The organism is Virgibacillus alimentarius, assembly GCF_000709085.1.
In the GTDB taxonomy this organism is placed as follows: Bacteria; Bacillota; Bacilli; order Bacillales; family Amphibacillaceae; genus Virgibacillus_B; species Virgibacillus_B alimentarius.
In genome coordinates, this window is the sequence record NZ_JFBD01000050.1 from 1 (window position 1) to 17,486 (window position 17,486).

The 17,486-nt window shown below is 37.1% G+C and carries 15 protein-coding genes, 1 pseudogene and 1 riboswitch; of the genes and pseudogenes, 11 read left to right on the forward strand and 5 right to left on the reverse strand.

Annotation, left to right across the window (positions count from 1 at the left end):
* Window positions 1-199: 199 nt before the first annotated feature.
* The gene (locus tag GZ63_RS0108855) at window positions 200-2,260 is read right to left on the reverse strand and encodes a catalase (protein WP_029268714.1); all 2,061 of its coding nucleotides are present in this window, start codon (window positions 2,258-2,260) and stop codon (window positions 200-202) included.
* A 346-nt stretch (window positions 2,261-2,606) separates the two neighbouring features.
* Between GZ63_RS0108855 and GZ63_RS0108860 the strand changes: the two genes are divergently transcribed.
* From GZ63_RS0108860 to GZ63_RS0108885, 6 genes are all read left to right on the forward strand, one after another.
* Window positions 2,607-4,205 (forward strand): bifunctional metallophosphatase/5'-nucleotidase, encoded by a 1,599-nt coding sequence (locus tag GZ63_RS0108860; RefSeq protein WP_084179147.1) that lies wholly within the window; start codon window positions 2,607-2,609, stop codon window positions 4,203-4,205.
* A gap of 282 nt (window positions 4,206-4,487) precedes the next feature.
* Window positions 4,488-5,420 (forward strand): phosphate/phosphite/phosphonate ABC transporter substrate-binding protein, encoded by a 933-nt coding sequence (locus GZ63_RS0108865; RefSeq protein WP_029268718.1) that lies wholly within the window; start codon window positions 4,488-4,490, stop codon window positions 5,418-5,420.
* Window positions 5,421-5,532: 112 nt separating this feature from the next.
* Window positions 5,533-6,333: a phosphonate ABC transporter ATP-binding protein gene (phnC, locus tag GZ63_RS0108870; RefSeq protein WP_038221109.1), complete on the forward strand. Its 801-nt coding sequence runs from the start codon at window positions 5,533-5,535 to the stop codon at window positions 6,331-6,333.
* A complete protein-coding gene (gene phnE / locus GZ63_RS0108875; protein WP_029268721.1) occupies window positions 6,302-7,102 on the forward strand; it encodes a phosphonate ABC transporter, permease protein PhnE in 801 nt (266 codons plus the stop codon). The genes phnC and phnE (GZ63_RS0108875) overlap by 32 nt, the downstream gene beginning before the upstream one ends.
* Window positions 7,099-7,866: a phosphonate ABC transporter, permease protein PhnE gene (phnE, locus tag GZ63_RS0108880; RefSeq protein ID WP_029268724.1), complete on the forward strand. Its 768-nt coding sequence runs from the start codon at window positions 7,099-7,101 to the stop codon at window positions 7,864-7,866. Before phnE (GZ63_RS0108875) ends, phnE (GZ63_RS0108880) begins: the two co-directional genes overlap by 4 nt.
* 397 nt (window positions 7,867-8,263) lie before the next feature.
* Complete coding sequence (locus tag GZ63_RS0108885; protein ID WP_029268725.1) at window positions 8,264-9,496, forward strand: dicarboxylate/amino acid:cation symporter; 1,233 nt, start codon at window positions 8,264-8,266, stop codon at window positions 9,494-9,496.
* Window positions 9,497-9,556: 60 nt separating this feature from the next.
* Here GZ63_RS0108885 and tenA read toward each other — a convergent pair whose 3' ends face one another.
* Window positions 9,557-10,249 (reverse strand): thiaminase II, encoded by a 693-nt coding sequence (gene tenA, locus GZ63_RS0108890; RefSeq protein ID WP_029268727.1) that lies wholly within the window; start codon window positions 10,247-10,249, stop codon window positions 9,557-9,559.
* Window positions 10,250-10,385: 136 nt separating this feature from the next.
* Window positions 10,386-10,485, reverse strand: a riboswitch (TPP riboswitch).
* Window positions 10,486-10,719: 234 nt separating this feature from the next.
* On the opposite strand from tenA, the gene acsA reads away from it, so the two are divergent.
* From acsA to GZ63_RS18930, 3 genes and pseudogenes are all read left to right on the forward strand, one after another.
* Window positions 10,720-12,435, forward strand: coding sequence for an acetate--CoA ligase (acsA, locus tag GZ63_RS0108895; RefSeq protein WP_029268729.1), 1,716 nt, complete (start codon window positions 10,720-10,722; stop codon window positions 12,433-12,435).
* A 355-nt stretch (window positions 12,436-12,790) separates the two neighbouring features.
* A pseudogene (locus GZ63_RS18925) lies at window positions 12,791-12,970 on the forward strand (IS3 family transposase); the annotation flags it as partial.
* Window positions 12,953-13,117: an IS3 family transposase gene (locus tag GZ63_RS18930; RefSeq protein ID WP_390337667.1), complete on the forward strand. Its 165-nt coding sequence runs from the start codon at window positions 12,953-12,955 to the stop codon at window positions 13,115-13,117. The pseudogene GZ63_RS18925 and the gene GZ63_RS18930, both read left to right, overlap by 18 nt.
* A gap of 59 nt (window positions 13,118-13,176) precedes the next feature.
* On the opposite strand, the gene hmpA is transcribed toward GZ63_RS18930, so the two are convergent.
* Window positions 13,177-14,412 (reverse strand): NO-inducible flavohemoprotein, encoded by a 1,236-nt coding sequence (hmpA, locus tag GZ63_RS0108905; RefSeq protein WP_029268733.1) that lies wholly within the window; start codon window positions 14,410-14,412, stop codon window positions 13,177-13,179.
* Window positions 14,413-14,591: 179 nt separating this feature from the next.
* On the opposite strand from hmpA, the gene GZ63_RS0108910 reads away from it, so the two are divergent.
* Window positions 14,592-15,032: an Rrf2 family transcriptional regulator gene (locus tag GZ63_RS0108910; RefSeq protein WP_029268735.1), complete on the forward strand. Its 441-nt coding sequence runs from the start codon at window positions 14,592-14,594 to the stop codon at window positions 15,030-15,032.
* Between the two features lie 82 nt (window positions 15,033-15,114).
* Window positions 15,115-15,627, forward strand: coding sequence for a type 1 glutamine amidotransferase domain-containing protein (locus GZ63_RS0108915; protein WP_029268737.1), 513 nt, complete (start codon window positions 15,115-15,117; stop codon window positions 15,625-15,627).
* Between the two features lie 118 nt (window positions 15,628-15,745).
* On the opposite strand, the gene GZ63_RS0108920 is transcribed toward GZ63_RS0108915, so the two are convergent.
* Both GZ63_RS0108920 and GZ63_RS0108925 read right to left on the reverse strand, forming a co-directional pair.
* On the reverse strand, window positions 15,746-17,047 hold the full coding sequence (locus GZ63_RS0108920; protein ID WP_029268739.1) for a glycoside hydrolase family 18 protein: 1,302 nt from the start codon (window positions 17,045-17,047) through the stop codon (window positions 15,746-15,748).
* Between the two features lie 63 nt (window positions 17,048-17,110).
* Window positions 17,111-17,486: isochorismatase family cysteine hydrolase (locus GZ63_RS0108925; RefSeq protein ID WP_029268742.1), on the reverse strand; the 376-nt coding region annotated here is incomplete at its 5' end.

The following is a 17,486-nucleotide window of genomic DNA, read 5'->3' on the forward strand; positions in this document are numbered from 1 at the left end:
GCTATGAAGAATTAAAACGACGAATTGAAGATTACATCTATTGGTATAACCACGTATGATCAAAAGCAAAATTGACTGGACTGAGTCCGGTCGAATACCGAACTCAATCCAGCCAATCAGCTGCATAATAAAAACTCTAACTTTTAGGGGTCGCCACTATAACTGGTTGCTCTTTTCTATATGAAACGTACTCCCTATTCTATTTTCTTTTCCAGAAACGTTGCTTGGCGATTGCGGATACGAATTCATCCTTGAAATTCGGATTATTAGCAGCAAAAATGACACCAGCTAAGTTGTTTTTCTCTGATGACTGAATAAAAGACTGCCCAGTTGAAGCAATACCGATTGGTTTATAGTGTTTATATGCATTTTGTACAAAATGCATCATTTCTTGATTAAATTTTGCCTGATTCTTAGAACTGCCGCCAACGACATAGAGTGAATCAAGCAAATAAGGACTTGAAGTAAGAAATGTTTCATCGACTTTAAGCTTGGTACCATCAGTACCTGTGATTGTACCAAGCGTTTCACTTACAATTACAACAATAACGCCACATTGTTGTAAAAAGGTAATCGTATTTGTTACCTCATTACCGTTAAAACCATTGCCAATCAGTACACCTACTTTTTGCGTATATGCATAATGCGGTGTATTTGCCTGGCTTAGAGAAGGGTAACTTGTAGAAACAGGAACATGGGATCCACTTGGGCGATCGACACCAATATTATCAGCAATGATGCAGGCCATTTCCTTATCTACGTTGACTAACAAATTGACATTTTGTTGGCGTACAGATTCGCTTTTTACTTTTCCAAGTTGATAGCTAAAGGCTTCCATGGTGTGCTGCTTTTCAACAGGTGTCATACTATTCCAGAAAATTCTTGGTTGCGTAAAGTAATCCTTGAACGATTCGCTTCGGTTACGTGTGACGTGTCCTTCCACTTTTTTTGGATAATGAGCGTAGCCACCTTTTTCTGGGGGAGTTGTGTATGGCGTGTTATTTGCTAGCGAATTTTCATGATAATTTACATGATCAACATCGATTCGATATCTCATATAGCCTTGTCGTTGATTATTATGAAACGGACAGATCGGTTGATTGATCGGTAAATCCTGAAAATTACCGCTACCAAGTCGATGGTATTGTGCACTTTGATAAGCAATTAACCTTCCCTGCAGGACGGGATCATTAGAAAAATCAATTCCCGGAACGACATTTGCAGGGTTAAATGCTACTTGTTCTAATTCCGCAAAGGCATTATCAACGTTTCTATTTAATGTCATCTTACCGATAAGGTGAACAGGGACAACTTCTTCGGGCCAAAACTTCGAAGGATCGAGAACATCAAAGTCGTATTTGAATTCATCCTCCATTGGAATCAGTTGGACACCTAATTCATATTCAGGATAAGCCCCGCGGTCAATCGCCCCTTTTAGATCCCGCCGGTGGAAGTCCGGATCGATTCCTCCGATTTTCTGTGCTTCATCCTGAAGAAGGGAATGGACTCCGAGGACAGGCTTCCAAACAAACCTTACAAAGGTTGGTACCTCTTGTTCGTTGACAAATAGGTACGTATTAATCGACCATGATTCCATCATTCGATAACTACTTATAATGCCCCGATCAGACATAATCCATTGCACCATGTGAAGCGCTTCCGGGTTATTGGCTACATAATCCCAAAAATTGTCATGTGCCCCAGAAGCTGTTGGCATATCAGTACGTGGCTCAGATTGATAGGCATGCATAGCATCCGGAAATTTCATCGCATCAATATTAATTAATACAGGCATAGCAATCGTTGTCAGATCGTAATTTCCTTCTTCTGTATAAAACTTAGTACCCCAGCAACGTAAATCCCTTGCCGTATCCTTAGACCCTCTGTCCCCTTGGACGGTAGAAAAACGGACAAATACAGGAGTCTTTTTACCAGGTTCCTGCAAAAATCCAGCTTTTGTAAACTGTTTCATAGAATCATAACATACAAATTCACCATGTGCCCCGTAACCTCTTGCATGAACAACTCTTGGTGGTATCCTTTCACGGACGAAATGAGTCATTTTTTCAAAAAAGTGCCAGTCTTGGCGTAATGAAGGACCGCGTTCACCAGCTTTTAATTGGTCTTGATCGTCTGAAATTTTTCTCCCTTGATTTGTTGTCATTGGCTTCCCAGTGTTTTTAACGCGATACTGATCTAATCGCTCATTTTTAACATTTTTATCAACAGGCTTTTGGTTTCTTGATGTCTTCTCATCCATGTAATCACCTATCCTCTAATCAGTTATTTAACTCCACCTATAATGTATGTTTCTTGTCTTTTGGATATTCAACCTTGGGTGGTATTAAGTAATAGAAATTGTTTAATGATATAATCCAGTATATTGTTTCCATTTTTCCATTTCTCTTTTTTGCAAGGGACTTTGTTAAATTCTCGTAAATTTCTTAAGACTCATCTAGTTATTTTTCTCTAAATAGTATTTAATAAAGAGGTGAGGTTAATATTAACAATTGTTATCGTTGCCACCGTTTTTTATTTCATTTAAGATAGACGTCTTCCTCAAAAAACTGCCCCACCTTTCCCTATTTGGATTAGAAAGGATGTTGATGTTGAAAAACAGCAATGTTGTTGAGCTGAAAATTTTATATACAAGTGATATTCATGGTCATATTATGCCCATTCATTATGGAACAAATGAACAAGCGGCTAGCGGATTATCTAGATATGCAACTGCTGTAAAGCAAATTCGGAGCAAGACTGATAACGTTATCGTGCTTGATAATGGAGATCTTATTCAAGGGACACCACTAATGACACATTTTGTAAAGCAGTACGCTAATGAAATAAATCCATTGATTCAAGCGATGAACATGATTAACATTGATGCTGGCGTTATCGGAAATCATGAATTTAATTTCGGCAAACAAATACTACAATCAGCTATTAACCAGTCAAATTATCCTTGGATTGCTGCTAATGTTATTGATACTAAAATAAACAAACCAAAATATGGCCCTCCTTATGTGATAAAAAGATTAAAAAACGGCATAAAAGTCGCCATTATAGGCGTAACTACACATTACATCCCCAATTGGGAATCGCCGGATCATATAGCAGGCATTCACTTTTCGGATGCATTTACTACTTTAAAGTCATGGGTTACCTATGTACGGGAAAATGAGCACCCTGATTTGGTTGTCGCTGCTTATCATGGTGGATTCGAGCGTGATATTGAAACAGGCGAAGCAACAGAAGTTTCAACAGGTGAAAATCAAGGCTATGCAATGTGTCAGATCGAAGGAATAGATGTGTTGCTTACCGGCCATCAGCACCGGCAATTAACTGAAACTGTCAATAATGTTTTAGTTGTGCAGCCAGGAAGTAATGGGACTGCTTACGGAGAAGTGGGAATCATGTTTGGAAAAAGTGGGGATGGTTGGAAAATCAGGCAAAAAAAAGCCTTTATTCAATCCTTACACAACATTCCACCTGATCCTGATATTTTAAAAACAACAGCTGACATAGAGAAATCGACGCAGCAATGGCTTGATCAGCCAGTTGGCTATATAAAAGGCGATATGACAATTGATGATCCTTTCTTTGCCAGGTTGACGAAACATCCATTTATAGAATTTATCCAAAATGTACAAATAGAGGCAAGTGGGGCTGATATATCTGTTACTTCATTGTTTGATAACAACTCCAAAGGATTTCCTTCTACTGTTACAGTGAGAGATATTGTATCTAATTATATTTATCCGAATACACTCGTTGTCTTAAAATTAAAAGGTCAAGATATCAAAGCGGCATTGGAAAAAAGTGCAGCCTATTTTACACTTGATGATCAAGATGCAATTATTGTTAACCCTGCCTATGAGCATCCAAAGCCGCAGCATTATAATTATGATATGTGGGAAGGGATCACCTATACCATTAACGTAGCCAGACCTGTTGGAGACAGAATTAAAACATTAAACTATCGCGGCAAGCCGATATTGGAACATGAACACTTTAACGTGGTTTTAAATAACTATAGAGCAAGCGGCGGTGGAGATTATGATATGTTTCAATATAAGCCCATCGTAAAAGAAATTCAAAAGGAAGCTGCTGCGTTAATAAGGGAATATTTTGAGAAATATACAACTGTAGAAGCAACGAAAACAGAGAACTTCAAAGTTATTGTAAATAAAGGAAACCCAAGCTAATCGGCTTGGGTTTTCTCATTTAAAGGCAGAAATGATCATTCTCTTAATAGAGAATGTGGCAAAATTCCTCTGATTGTTTATTACATAAATTACCAATTTTACATAAAATTAACACTACATTCATACTGAGTAAACAAACCTTTTGTATACTCAAACATGAAATAAAAATATAAAAAGGAAGGGATCGTGTTAAGCAAATTTTAGTTGAGCTTCCTACGATTGTGCATTAGCTAGATTATATTAACAATATAAATTTAAATAAAACAAATTGGGGGCAAAAGCATGAAAAAATTAGCATCTTTAGGATTCATATTATTACTTTCATTAGGTATTCTATCGGCATGCGGGGGCGAAGATGAAGCAGCTAAAGCAGAAAAAGGCGAAGAAAAACTTGAAGAATTATCTGTTCAATTCGTTCCTTCACAAAATGCGGATACATTAGAAGCAAAAGCTAAACCTTTAGAAGAATTACTAAGTAATGAATTGGACATTCCTGTTAAAGTTAGCGTATCAACTGATTATAACACGATAATCGAGGCGATGGATTCAGAGCAGGTTGATGTTGGCTTCTTGCCTCCGACTGCATATGTACTTGCTAAAGAGCAAAGTGCAGCAGATGTTATTTTACAAGCACAGCGCTACGGTGTAAATGATGATGGTTCAGATACAGATGAACTTGTTGATTCTTATAAATCTATTTTCATTGTCCGAGAAGATTCTGATATTCAATCTGTAGAAGATTTAAAAGGGAAAAAAATTGGCTATCAAAACGTAACATCATCTGCGGGTTTTGTTTGGCCTGCTGCTACTTTAATGGATGTAGGCATTCATCCATTAAATGATGTTGAGTCCGTAACACTAAAAGGTCATGACCAAGCAGTTATTTCTCTTCTAAATGGTGATATTGATGCAGCAGTTACATTTCAGGATGCACGTAATATCGTAAAAGAGGATTATGAAAATGTATTTGATGAAACAAGAATTATTAAGTTTACGGAAGATATTCCAAATGACACAGTAACCATTCGTCCAGAAATTAATGATGAGACGAAAGAGAAAATAAAGGATGCGTTTATTGCAATTGGAAAAGATGAAGAAGGCCGTAAAATCATCCAAGATATCTATTCTCACGAAGGATATGTGGAGTCAAAAGACAGTAACTTTGACATTGTTAGAGAATATGAAGAGAAGGTAAGCGAAGAAATAGAGCAATAAACGATTTATCAGAAAAAACACCTTAACATAATAACTGAATAATAAGGGAAGGCTGCTTGGATATTTATCTGGTCAGCCTCCTTTTACTCAAGTTTAGAAAGTAGGGGAAACTTTGATAGCGTTTAAACATGTTTCAAAAATTTATCCAAATGGAATACATGGATTACATAATATTAACCTGCACATCGGTGAAGGAGAATTTGTTGTTATTGTTGGCCTATCAGGCGCGGGAAAATCTACTTTTCTTCAATCCATTAATCGACTTCACGAAATAAGTGAAGGTGAAATTTTTATAAATAACAAATCGATTACAAAGGCAAAAGGGAATGAACTTTATCGTATCCGACGCGATATCGGAATGATTTTTCAGAATTTTAATCTCGTACATCGCTCAACAGTAATGAGAAATGTTTTATCTGGACGAGTCGGATATCATTCCACTTTACGAATGATCCTTGGACTATTTCCTAAAAAGGATAAACAACTAGCAATGGAAGCTTTACGTCGTGTAAATATTCCTGAAAAAGCATCTATGAGGGCTGATCAATTATCTGGTGGCCAACAACAAAGAGTGTCCATTGCTCGTGCACTAGCACAAGAGCCAAAACTGATTCTAGCAGATGAACCAGTAGCTTCATTAGATCCGATGATGACGGGACAGGTGATGGATGACTTGCTGCGTATAAACCAAGAGTTAAACATGACAATGGTCGTCAATTTACATGATATCGAAATAGCGAGGAAATACGCCAATCGAATTATTGGGTTAAAAGCAGGAAAGGTAGTATTTGACGGAAAAGCTGATGAAGCAACCGATGAAGCATTTGCTGAAATATACGGAAAAGCTGATAAAACAAGTGAAAGGATGGGGATGGAACAATATGAAAGAATTGAAAACACAGCAAACGGCTGAAATCTCCGCTTCCCCATCAAAATTAAAGCCAATCGTCACATCTCTACTTGTTTTATTACTTGTACTTGGGAGTAGCTGGCAAATCGGGTTTTCATTTACAGAATTGATTCATGGGCTTCCAAATATGTGGGATTTAATTGTTCAATTAGTGCCCCCTGATTGGGCATATTTTTCGGTGATTACTTCCCCCTTACTTGAAACGATACGAATGGCTATCATCGGTACAACAATTGGTGGAATAATTGCCTTTCCTCTTTCTATTTTAGCGGCTCGAAATGTTTTCCATTCTATATGGATAACTGTTCCAGCTAGGTTTATATTAAATTTAATCCGAACACTGCCTGAACTATTATTAGCGGCCTTATTCGTCGCTGTTTTCGGTATTGGGCCGATTCCTGGGATATTTGCATTAACATTATTCTCTCTAGGTATTATTGCAAAACTATTTTATGAATCTGTTGAATCTATTGACCCGGGTCCTATGGAAGCGATGACAGCTGTTGGGGCAAATAAGATCAAATGGATATTTTTTGGAGTGGTACCACAAGTAATGGCATCCTTTACCTCTTTCTTTTTATATACGTTTGAGATCAATATTCGGGCAGCTGCAGTATTAGGTTTAGTCGGTGCCGGAGGAATCGGTTTATACTACGAACAGACACTTGGTTTTCTGGATTATGGGAAAACAGCTTCTATTATTATGTATACATTAATTGTTGTATTATTGATCGATTACCTTAGTACGAAAATAAGGGAGAAGTTAACATGAGTCGAGTACGGCGAATAAGCATTATGATGGCAATATTATGCATTTACATATGGGCCTTTGCTGGTTTACCTATAGTAGAATTAAAAGAAACATCGCTTGAGGTTATATCAGCTATTTTTTCTGGACTATTTCATCCAGACTGGGGATATGTATATGATCCTGGTGGGGAAGATTTGCTTCGAGGATTGCTTGATACACTAGCGATTGCCTTGCTCGGCACATTTATCGCGGCCATTCTTTGTGTTCCATTTTCATTTATGGCTTCCAAAAATATAGTAAAGTCAAAAGCTACGGTGGGAATAAGCAAATTTATTTTAAGTTTTATACGAGTTTTTCCAGATATTGTTCTAGCATTACTATTTATAAAAGCAGTTGGTCCAGGTGCATTCGCAGGTGTGCTAGCACTGGGGATTGGTGCTGTAGGTATGCTTGGTAAGTTAATTTCAGAGAGTGTAGAAAGTGTTGATTTAAATGCAAAAGAAGCATTAACCGCTACTGGTGCAAACCCGATCAAAACATTTATGTTTGCCGTTGTACCCCAAGTATTACCAAACTTTTTTTCTTTTATTTTATACCGGTTTGAAGTGAATGTACGTGCTGCGACTGTTTTAGGAATCATTGGCGCGGGCGGAATTGGAACACCGCTTATTTTCGCTTTAAGTGTACGCGACTGGGAAAGAGTGGGTGTTATTTTACTTGGAATTATTTTGATGGTTACGCTGATTGATCTTATTTCTGGGAAAATAAGAGCTCGCTTCACATAAGCAAAATGACTAGAAAAACGATATCACGGATCATCTATGATATTTAAAAGATGCTCCGTGTAGTCAATTTACCGGTTCTGTATTGGATGAAACCCTCGAAATTTAGAATTACTCCCTGTTACTAGCTTAATGATAGAATGATCTTTTCTCAAAGTATTTCCTTCTGTATAACTTCCAACAAAAAATTCCATTGCGATTAGGAAGGTTGAAGCCCGGAGAATAGATGTTACAAAAACAATCGAAGTGTGTTAATATGAAAAAGGTCGGCTTCCATACCATGTATCTTAGTTTTAATTCCTGCCTAGTTGTTCTTTTTTATACCTCGAACCTGTATAACCCATCTTTCCAATCATTAATCTGATTTACTTAACAACAAGAAGAAAGGACAATGAATAATATGAGTTTAACAAAAAAGATTATTATTGCACTTATTCTTGGTGTAATTGTTGGTATAGGCCTTAACTTTACTTCTTCCGACTTGTTCGTAATCATAGATAAATATGCATTAAATCCTGTTGGGCAGCTATTTTTAAATTTAATTATGATGATCGTTGTACCAATTGTTTTTGTCTCCATTGTTCTCGGTACCGCAGGAATTGGCGATCCGGGTAAACTGGGTAAAATTGGTGCTCAAACGATTGCCTTTTACCTAGTTACAACAGCAATAGCGTTGATGCTTGGGCTAGGGATAGGCACTTTACTGGAACCTGGTAAAGCCGGGGTGTTTGAGACGAATAAAGCTGATTTTGAAGAGCAATCAGCTCCACCTATTATGGAAACAATCGTAAATATTATTCCGGAAAATCCATTTGAAGCAATGACAACAGGGAATATGCTTCAAATTATTGCTTTTGCTATTTTTATAGGGGTCGCACTAGCTGTGTTAGGGGAGAAGACGAAAGGAATATATCAATTATTTGAACAAGCAAATGATATATTAATCTACATTGTTAACGCAGTTATGAAAACGGCTCCATATGGTGCATTTGCCTTGGTTGCTTCAGCAATAGGTGATGCAGGATTAGATGCATTAGGATCAATGGCCATGTATATGTTTGCTGTAATCTTAACATTAATTTTACATGGAGCGATCACCTATAGCTTGGCAATATGGGGAATTGGAAAAGCAAAACCATCTAAGTTTTTTAAAGAATTTTTTCCTGCTATGTCTGTTGGATTTAGTACATCTAGCTCAAGTGCAGCATTACCAGTTTCGATGAAAATTGCCCAGGAAAAACTAGGTATTAAAAAGTCTATTAGTAGTTTTGTGCAACCGCTTGGAGCTACGATTAATATGGATGGGACTGCAATTATGCAAGCCGTAGCAACGGTGTTTATATCCCAAGTCTATGCAATCCCTCTCGGACTAAACGATATGTTAATGGTGGTTCTGACAGCTACACTGGCAAGTATTGGAACTGCTGGTGTACCAAGTGTCGGGTTAATTATGCTGGCTATGGTCTTGAATCAAATTGGTCTTCCAGTTGAAGGTGTCGCACTTATAGTAGGGGTTGATCGTCTTTTAGATATGCTTCGGACTTCACTCAATATTACCGGAGATGCAGCTTGTGCATATGTCATTTCTGAAAATGAAAAACGAAAAGAAAGTAAATTAGCTAAATCATCCTAAAACAAAAAGGTTGTCTCAAATTAGGTTGTAATAACCTAATGAGACAACCTTTATCTATTATTAAACGCTAGCACGGACTTCTACTGGCCACATTTCCTTGTTCTCTGCCATATCCCAGAACATATACTCAAAATAGCTTGTTTTTACAACAATTTCTTCAATAAAAGCAAGTTCATGCTCAGGTTTACCTTTAGCGATTGTATTGATTAAATCAATACAATCATTTGCTAACGCTGTGAATTCATCAGATGAATACATTTGTACCCAGTTTCCGTAAAATTCATGTTCTAAAGCACCAGGCAGCTTCGCCAGTGACTTGCCAATGTAATTATAACTCCAAGCGCATGCAAGTACAGAGGCGACAACATTTTCAATGCCTCCACGCTGCGAAACATTTAGCATATAGCTTGTATACGCGGTTGTAGTAGCAGCTGCTTCTGTGTTTTCTAATTCTTCATTGGATATGCCGAACTTACTTGCATATTTACGGTGAAGATCCATTTCCATATCTAATGTTCCGTGAAGCAGATTTGCAAAAGTAGTCATGGTATCTAAATCTGTAGCTTTCGCACTTCCTAAAGCAAATAGACGTGAATACTCAATAAGATAAATGTAATCCTGTTTCATCCAATGCTTAAATTTTTCTTGATCTAGCCAGCCTTCTCCAAGTCCTTTTACAAAAGGATGTTCTAAATAAGACTTCCAAATAGGTTCTACTTTGTTCCATAACCTGTCTGTGAATAAATTTTCCATTTTATATATCTCCTTTTTCCTGTATTTACTAGAAACAAAGACCAAACTGTTAAATCGATCGACCTCCTAAAATGATTAAGAGGAAACGAAAAACCCATTCTTTCATTGGTAGGAAGAATGGGTTATGCGCATACAAATATCGCATGTTCCACTTCCCTACGCTAGTGCAAACTAGATCAGGTTCAAAGGGTCAAGCTACCTCTCTCAGCAATTAAATTGCTCCCCTAGTGAAATGAAAAAATATTAAGTTATTTAACTATTAATGCCATTAAATCATATCTGATTGTATAAAGCAAGATAGCTTCATAGAGGTATAAGAAAATTTTTATAGGCAATCTAAGCAAAATTACTTTAAAAATGTCACAAAATGTTCTAAAATAAATATATAGACAAAATTGTTACAATAAAGTGTAATTACACAATTTTTAAAAATTAATAGAATTCCAAACTAAACAACATGAGGTGATAACATGGATATGCAACGTATACCCGCTCAGAAAGGGAAGTATAATTTACAAGATTATGATAAAATGCGAGAAACATTCTCATGGGAGGATGCGAAAAAGCATTTCAGCTGGAATGAGACTGGAAAGGTGAATATAGCATATGAAGCTGTTGACCGACATGCACAAAATCCAAAATTAAAAGATAAAGTTGCTTTATATTATTCATCTCCTGATAGAGAAGAACAATTAACCTTTGAACAAATCAGTAAAAAAAGCAATCAGTTTGCAAATGTATTAAAAAAGCATGATGTTCAAAAAGGTGATCGTGTTTTTCTATTTCTACCAAGGAGTCCTGAATTTTATATATCATTTTTTGGAATTATAAAAACCGGTGCGATTACTGGACCACTATTTGAAGCATTTATGGAGCAAGCTGTTCGCGATCGCTTGCAGGATAGTGAAGCAAAAGTTTTAATAACCACTCCAGATCTCTTGGAGCGTGTTCCGCAAAAGGATCTTCCGGATCTAAAAAAGATCATTCTTATCGGAAATCATAATGAAACAGCGGATAAGTATATTGATTATAAAGAAGAAATGGAAAGTGCATCAAGTGATTTTGATATAGAATGGGTGGACTTAGAAGATGGAATGCTCATTCATTATACCTCTGGTTCAACTGGAAAACCAAAAGGCGTTTATCATGTTCATAATATAATGATTCAACAATATATTACAGCAGAATGGGTACTTGATCTAAAAGATGATGATGTATACTGGTGTACGGCAGATCCAGGATGGGTCACTGGAACATCATACGGGATTTTTGGCCCATGGTTAAAAGGAGTTTCAAATGTTGTCCGTGGTGGACGATTTTCACCAGAAGCTTGGTACGATACAATCGAAAAATACAATGTATCCGTATGGTATACAGCACCAACAGCATTACGAAAGTTAGTTAGTGCAGGAGAAGATGTTGTAAAACGATTTGATTTATCATCCTTACGTCATGTAATGAGTGTGGGTGAGCCATTAAATCCGGAAGTAATCACTTGGGGATTGGAAGCGCTTAACCACCGAATTCATGATACATGGTGGATGACAGAGACTGGAGCACATATTATTGTGAATTTCCCTTCTCAAGAAATACGTCCTGGTTCCATGGGAAAACCAATTCCAGGTATTGAAGCATCTATCGTTGATAATGAAGGAAATGAACTACCGCCAAATCAAATGGGTAACCTGGCTATTAAAGAAGGTTGGCCTGCAATGATGCGTAAAATCTGGAATAACCCTGGTAAATTTGAGAGCTATTTTGTTAATGGCTGGTACCTCTCTGGTGATAGTGCCTATCGCGATGAAGACGGATATTTTTGGTTCCAGGGCCGATTAGATGATGTCATTAACACATCTGGTGAACGAGTTGGGCCATTCGAAGTAGAAAGTAAATTGCTCGAACATCCAGCTGTGGCTGAAGCTGGTGTGATTGGTAAGCCACATCCTGAACGCGGCGAAATCATTAAAGCCTTTATTTCCCTAAACGAGGGATATGAAGATTCATCCGAATTATTGGAGGATATTCGCCAATTTGTAAAAACAGGTTTAAGTGCCCATGCAGCGCCACGTGAATTAGAAGTGACAGATGCTATACCTAAGACCCGAAGCGGTAAGATTATGCGTCGTCTTCTAAAATCACGGGAGCTCGGATTACCAACAGGTGATACTTCAACATTAGAAAAATAGGTTTTAGAATGAAAAAATACAAGACACGTTCTTTGATGTGCACCCCTAGAGTTAGACCAAAAGTCTAATTTTAGGGGTGTTTTATATGGCTAAGTATGATTTAGCATTTAAACTAGCAGTTGTAAAAGCGTATTTAGCAGGTGAAGGTGGATACAAATTGTTAGCCAATAAATTTGGTATTCCAGCTAAGCGAACCACTGCGTGTGGAGAATGCTTACTTAAAAAAGCTCCGAGCTTCAGGGAAAAATATTCCGAGCCGACTGCGAAAACAGAATCTAGAATCATCCACGAACTACGAGGAGAATTCAGACTAGCAGTAATCCTTGAAGCGACAAAATTTCCAAAGGCTACTTATATGTATTGGCAGAAAAGATTCAATGAAACTAACCCAGATAAAGAAATTGAAAAAGTAATTCAGGATATATTTGAAGAACACAACGGTAACTATGGTTACCGAAGAATTAATATCGAGCTGAGAAACCGTGAATATATTGTCAATCACAAGAAAGTTTTACGCATCATGAATAAACTTGGATTTGCATGCACCAAATTCACACGTAAGTCACGAAAATACAGTATTGACAAGTATATTTACTATTATAATCATAAGAGAATAAAAGCAAAATTGACTGGAATGAGTCCGGTTGAATACCGGAAACAAACCAGCCAATTAGCAGCTTAAAATTTAAGTCTAACTTTAGGGTTCAGTACACTTGACTCACGTGTCTTGTATTTTTTTAATTATGCTGTAATTGCTGTTGCTGGACCAAATACCTCATAACGAATATCTTCATCTGCTACATCAAGGTTTGTTAAATGTTGATACATAGCACGCATAAATCCTTTTGGTCCACAGAAGTAAAATGCTGCATTTGATGTAGGTATGACAGATTCCAGCCACTCTTGGTCAATGTAGCCAAGTTTATCATATTGTCCTTCATCTTCCAGTGTTGGATGATCATAGATTGTATAAGCTTTTACTTGTTTATGTGCCTTTGTTATTTCCTTAACTCTATCTTTCATTGCATGGACCTTACCGGATTGTGCCGCATGGATGAACAGTACTTCACGTTCTGGCTGTACCTTGATCACAGTTTCTAACATACTCATCATTGGTGTCAGCCCAACACCGCCACTGATTAAGACTAGTGGTCTATCATCTTTTTGATCAAGGATAAAATCACCAGATGGTGCACTAATAGGTAAAATACTGCCTTCTTCCAGGTTAGCATGTAAATAGTTGGAGACAATACCTGCTGGATTATCTCCTATCGCATCCTCACGCTTTACACTGATTCGGTAAAATCTTTCCCCTGGTGCACAAGACAATGTGTACTGGCGTAAGTGTGTATAAGGTTCTCCTTCTATATCTGCTTTCACTGTAATATATTGTCCAGCTTGGTGGGCAGGGAATGGTTTGCCGTCTGCTGCGTCTAAATAAAAGGAAGTAATTACATCGCTTTCAACAACTTTTTTAACTACTTTAAAATCGCGGAAGTCCACCCAACCGCCATCCGTATTTTCAAGTTCTTCATACATTTTTCTTTCTACATCAATAAATACATCAGCAATGACGCCGTATGCTTTCTCCCAAGCATTAATAACTTCATCTGTTGCTGCATCACCAAGCACATCTTTCATGCCTAATAATAGATATTTTCCGACGATAGGATAGTGATGAGGCTTTATGTTCAGGCTTCGATGTTTATGGGCAACTTGTGTGACAACAGGCATTATGTTTTCTAATTGATCAATGTTTGCTGCAGCAGCATAAACCGTATTAGCAAGAGCATGCGATTGATCGCCTTTTCTTTGATTGGTTTGATTGAAAATATTTTTTAATTCCGGATGCTCACTTAGCATGAACTGATAGAAACGTTTGGTTATTTCATCTCCACGTTCTTGTAGTACAGGTACAGTCGCTTTTATAATGTCTTTAGTACGTTCGTCCAACTCAACTGTTGTTTTTGTTACCAAAGTAAAGCACTCCCTTTGTAAATAATAGATTATACTTCTTAACCGGTTAAATAAACATGTATTTCAAATACATCTTTATTGTATAATGTAAATATATCCTATTCAATAGCTAAAAGGAAAATTCTGTTACAATATTGTGAAGATAGATAAATAAATAATTAAAAAGGAGGTAAATATAGATGCAATTAAAAAAATATACAGACTATGCACTTCGTGTACTGATTTTCACTGCAATGAAACCAGAAGGGAAATTAGCAAGCATTAAGGAAATATCCGAAATCTTTTTTATTTCTCAACATCATTTAGGTAAGATTGTGTTTGAACTAAATAAGCTTGGTTATATTGAAACAATAAGAGGGAGAAATGGGGGAATCCGCTTAGCTGAACCTCCAGAGGATATAAATGTTGGAATGGTTGTACGGCAATTTGAAAATGATTTTACAATATTGGAATGCTTTGATAAAGATGTAAATCATTGTGTTATATCTCCCGCTTGTCAATTAAAGCATATGCTAAATAAAGCGCTACAGGAGTTTTTGTATGTTTTAGACCAATACACAATCAGAGATTTGGTAGTTAACGATGACGAATTGCTTCGGCTCATGGGAATACGTGAATAAGTAGGGGGGCAGGATGACATGTTTTATTTCCACATCACGTGGAATACACCTTATATAGCCTATAATGAAGGAGCGTATCACCATGAGTAAAATAGCATGTATTTTAACAGATATGTTCGAGGATATCGAGTACAAAGCCCCTGTCAAGGCGTTTAAAGATAATGGGCATGAAGTGGTAACCATGGAAAAAGAACAGGGAAAGAAGGTAAAAGGAAAGAATAAGGAATCAAAAGTTACCATTGATGCTTCCATTGATGATGTTAATCCAGATGAATTTGATGCTTTATTTATCCCAGGTGGGTTTTCACCAGATCAACTGCGTGCGGATGATCGGTTTGTAGCATTTGCAAAACACTTTATGGACGTGAAAAAGCCAGTCTTTGCTATATGTCATGGTCCGCAGCTTCTCATAACAGCGAAAGCCCTGGAGGGACGTAAAGCAACTGGGTTTAAATCGATTCATGTGGATATGGAATATGCGGGTGCTCTTGTGCAAGACGAAGAAGTTGTTGTTTGTAACAACCAGCTCGTCACCAGCCGTGAACCAAAGGATATTCCTGCATTTAACAAAGAGGCATTGGCACTATTAAAATAAAAAATCCTTTAATACCAATATGTATCCAAAGGATTCTACAGGTTTTTTTCGCCAGATTGAAATTTGGAATCCTCGATGAATTAGAAAAAGAGTGAGGCATATGATTTTTCTTCTTATATCATATGCCTTCTATACCTGTATTTTTAGTAACTGTAAAATTATCTGAGAGTAGTAACCAGTTTTGTGGAAATGCTAGACCAAGTTTCCAATACGCAATTCCCTTTAAACTGTATGATTTAATAAGGTCAAATTTGGCTTGGATAGACCTTGCATCTTCAAACCATACTTCATGTCTGGTTCCTTCTGCACTTGTATAAATGAAAAAGGGAGCTTGTGCACCTGGATCAAACTGAATCTCTGCGCGTTGTTCGCGTGCCAGATTAATGGCTTGTTGTGGACTTAATGCTTGAGCCGCTACACCTTCTTCGTAAGGGAGTTCCCAGTTGTAGCCATATAAATTTTGACCTAATAATATTTTATTTGCCGGCATTTCACTTAATGCATATTCGACAACTTTTCGCACCTCATCTATTGGTGAGATAGCCATCGGTGGTCCATACGTATATCCCCATTCATATGTCATTAAAACAACGAAATCGGCAATTTCCCCGTGTGCTGCATAGTCATGTGCCTCATACAATGTTCCTTTTTGTTTAGCACTAGTTTTTGGTGCTAATGCTGTTGACAATAACAGCCCTGCTTGGGAAAATCTTTCCTTCGCCTTTCGTAAAAAATTATTATAAGCTTTTCTATCTTCTGGCTGTATATATTCAAAATCAAAGTGTATATCCTTGTAACCAACAGTTTCTGCTGTATTCATAATATTATCCAGAAGCGTATTTTGCACCGCTTGAACAGTCAAGATGATATGGGCGAGTTCCGTACTAAATCCACCCTCCTCAAGGTTTGTTACAACGAGTGTTAATGATGAATCGTTTGAATTAGCTATTTCTTTTAAATTACCTATTGGTGGAGGAGTGAGGCTCCCATCACGATTAACCGTATAGCTAAAAAGTGCAAGATAGGTCAGATATGGCGTTGTTTTTCTTGCAGCGTTTTCTAAAGTTTGTGAAACATTGTCCCCACTAGGTGCGATATAGCCAAGTGAAGTAATTTGTCTCTTCGGCTGTTCTGGTATATATAACCGAAAGCCAATAGGAAGAACGTTATGGACAGGAAAGTTGTTTATCTCCGCAAGCTCTTGATAGGACATATTAAACTTTTGGGCTATGGAATATAAGCTATCCCCAGACTTAACAAAATAAAATTGGCCAATAATTGGAATAACTAATGATTGTCCCACAACTAATTGGTTTGGTGCATCAAGCTCATTTGCATTTACCAGAGCATCGATAGTTGTACCATATTTATCCGCAATAGCACGTAAGGTATCTCCAGTTTTAATAACATACGTTTGCATCAAAATCTCTCCCTTAAGTTGTATCCTAATCCATTTTATGAAGGGAGAATCTAATATATTCTTTTAAATGGGATCTGTTTTTGCTTTCATTACAGAACGCATTAAATAAAGTGCATAATCATTTCCATCTTTGTCTTCCGATGCCATACAGTTTTTTGGAATATGCATATCATATTTATACATGTATGCATCCTTAGCAGTGAAAAGGATACAGATATCTCCGGCAATTCCTGCTATAATGAGACATGTTTTGTCTAGTTCATGAAGCAAAGATTGCAGCGGTGTTTGAAAAAAAGCGGAATGTTGTGGTTTGATAAAAAAATAATCTTCTTTATCAGGCATTATTTCTTGAATAATTGTTTTACTGTGTTTATTTGTGCAATGTTTCATTATTTTTTTGAAGTCTGCTTGCCATAAGCCATAATGATCATTAATATAA

Excerpts from the sequence above, each read along its gene's own strand:
- GZ63_RS0108865 (WP_029268718.1), top strand. The coding sequence starts at position 4,488 with ATGAAAAAATTAGCATCTTTAGGATTCATATTATTACTTTCATTAGGT.
- phnE (WP_029268724.1), top strand. The coding sequence starts at position 7,099 with ATGAGTCGAGTACGGCGAATAAGCATTATGATGGCAATATTATGCATT.
- GZ63_RS0108920 (WP_029268739.1), bottom strand. The coding sequence starts at position 17,047 with ATGCAAACGTATGTTATTAAAACTGGAGATACCTTACGTGCTATTGCG.
- GZ63_RS0108910 (WP_029268735.1), top strand. The coding sequence starts at position 14,592 with ATGCAATTAAAAAAATATACAGACTATGCACTTCGTGTACTGATTTTC.
- GZ63_RS0108860 (WP_084179147.1), top strand. The coding sequence starts at position 2,607 with ATGTTGAAAAACAGCAATGTTGTTGAGCTGAAAATTTTATATACAAGT.
- phnE (WP_029268721.1), top strand. The coding sequence starts at position 6,302 with ATGAAAGAATTGAAAACACAGCAAACGGCTGAAATCTCCGCTTCCCCA.
- tenA (WP_029268727.1), bottom strand. The coding sequence starts at position 10,249 with ATGGAAAATTTATTCACAGACAGGTTATGGAACAAAGTAGAACCTATT.
- GZ63_RS0108855 (WP_029268714.1), bottom strand. The coding sequence starts at position 2,260 with ATGGATGAGAAGACATCAAGAAACCAAAAGCCTGTTGATAAAAATGTT.
- acsA (WP_029268729.1), top strand. The coding sequence starts at position 10,720 with ATGGATATGCAACGTATACCCGCTCAGAAAGGGAAGTATAATTTACAA.
- GZ63_RS0108885 (WP_029268725.1), top strand. The coding sequence starts at position 8,264 with ATGAGTTTAACAAAAAAGATTATTATTGCACTTATTCTTGGTGTAATT.
- GZ63_RS0108915 (WP_029268737.1), top strand. The coding sequence starts at position 15,115 with ATGAGTAAAATAGCATGTATTTTAACAGATATGTTCGAGGATATCGAG.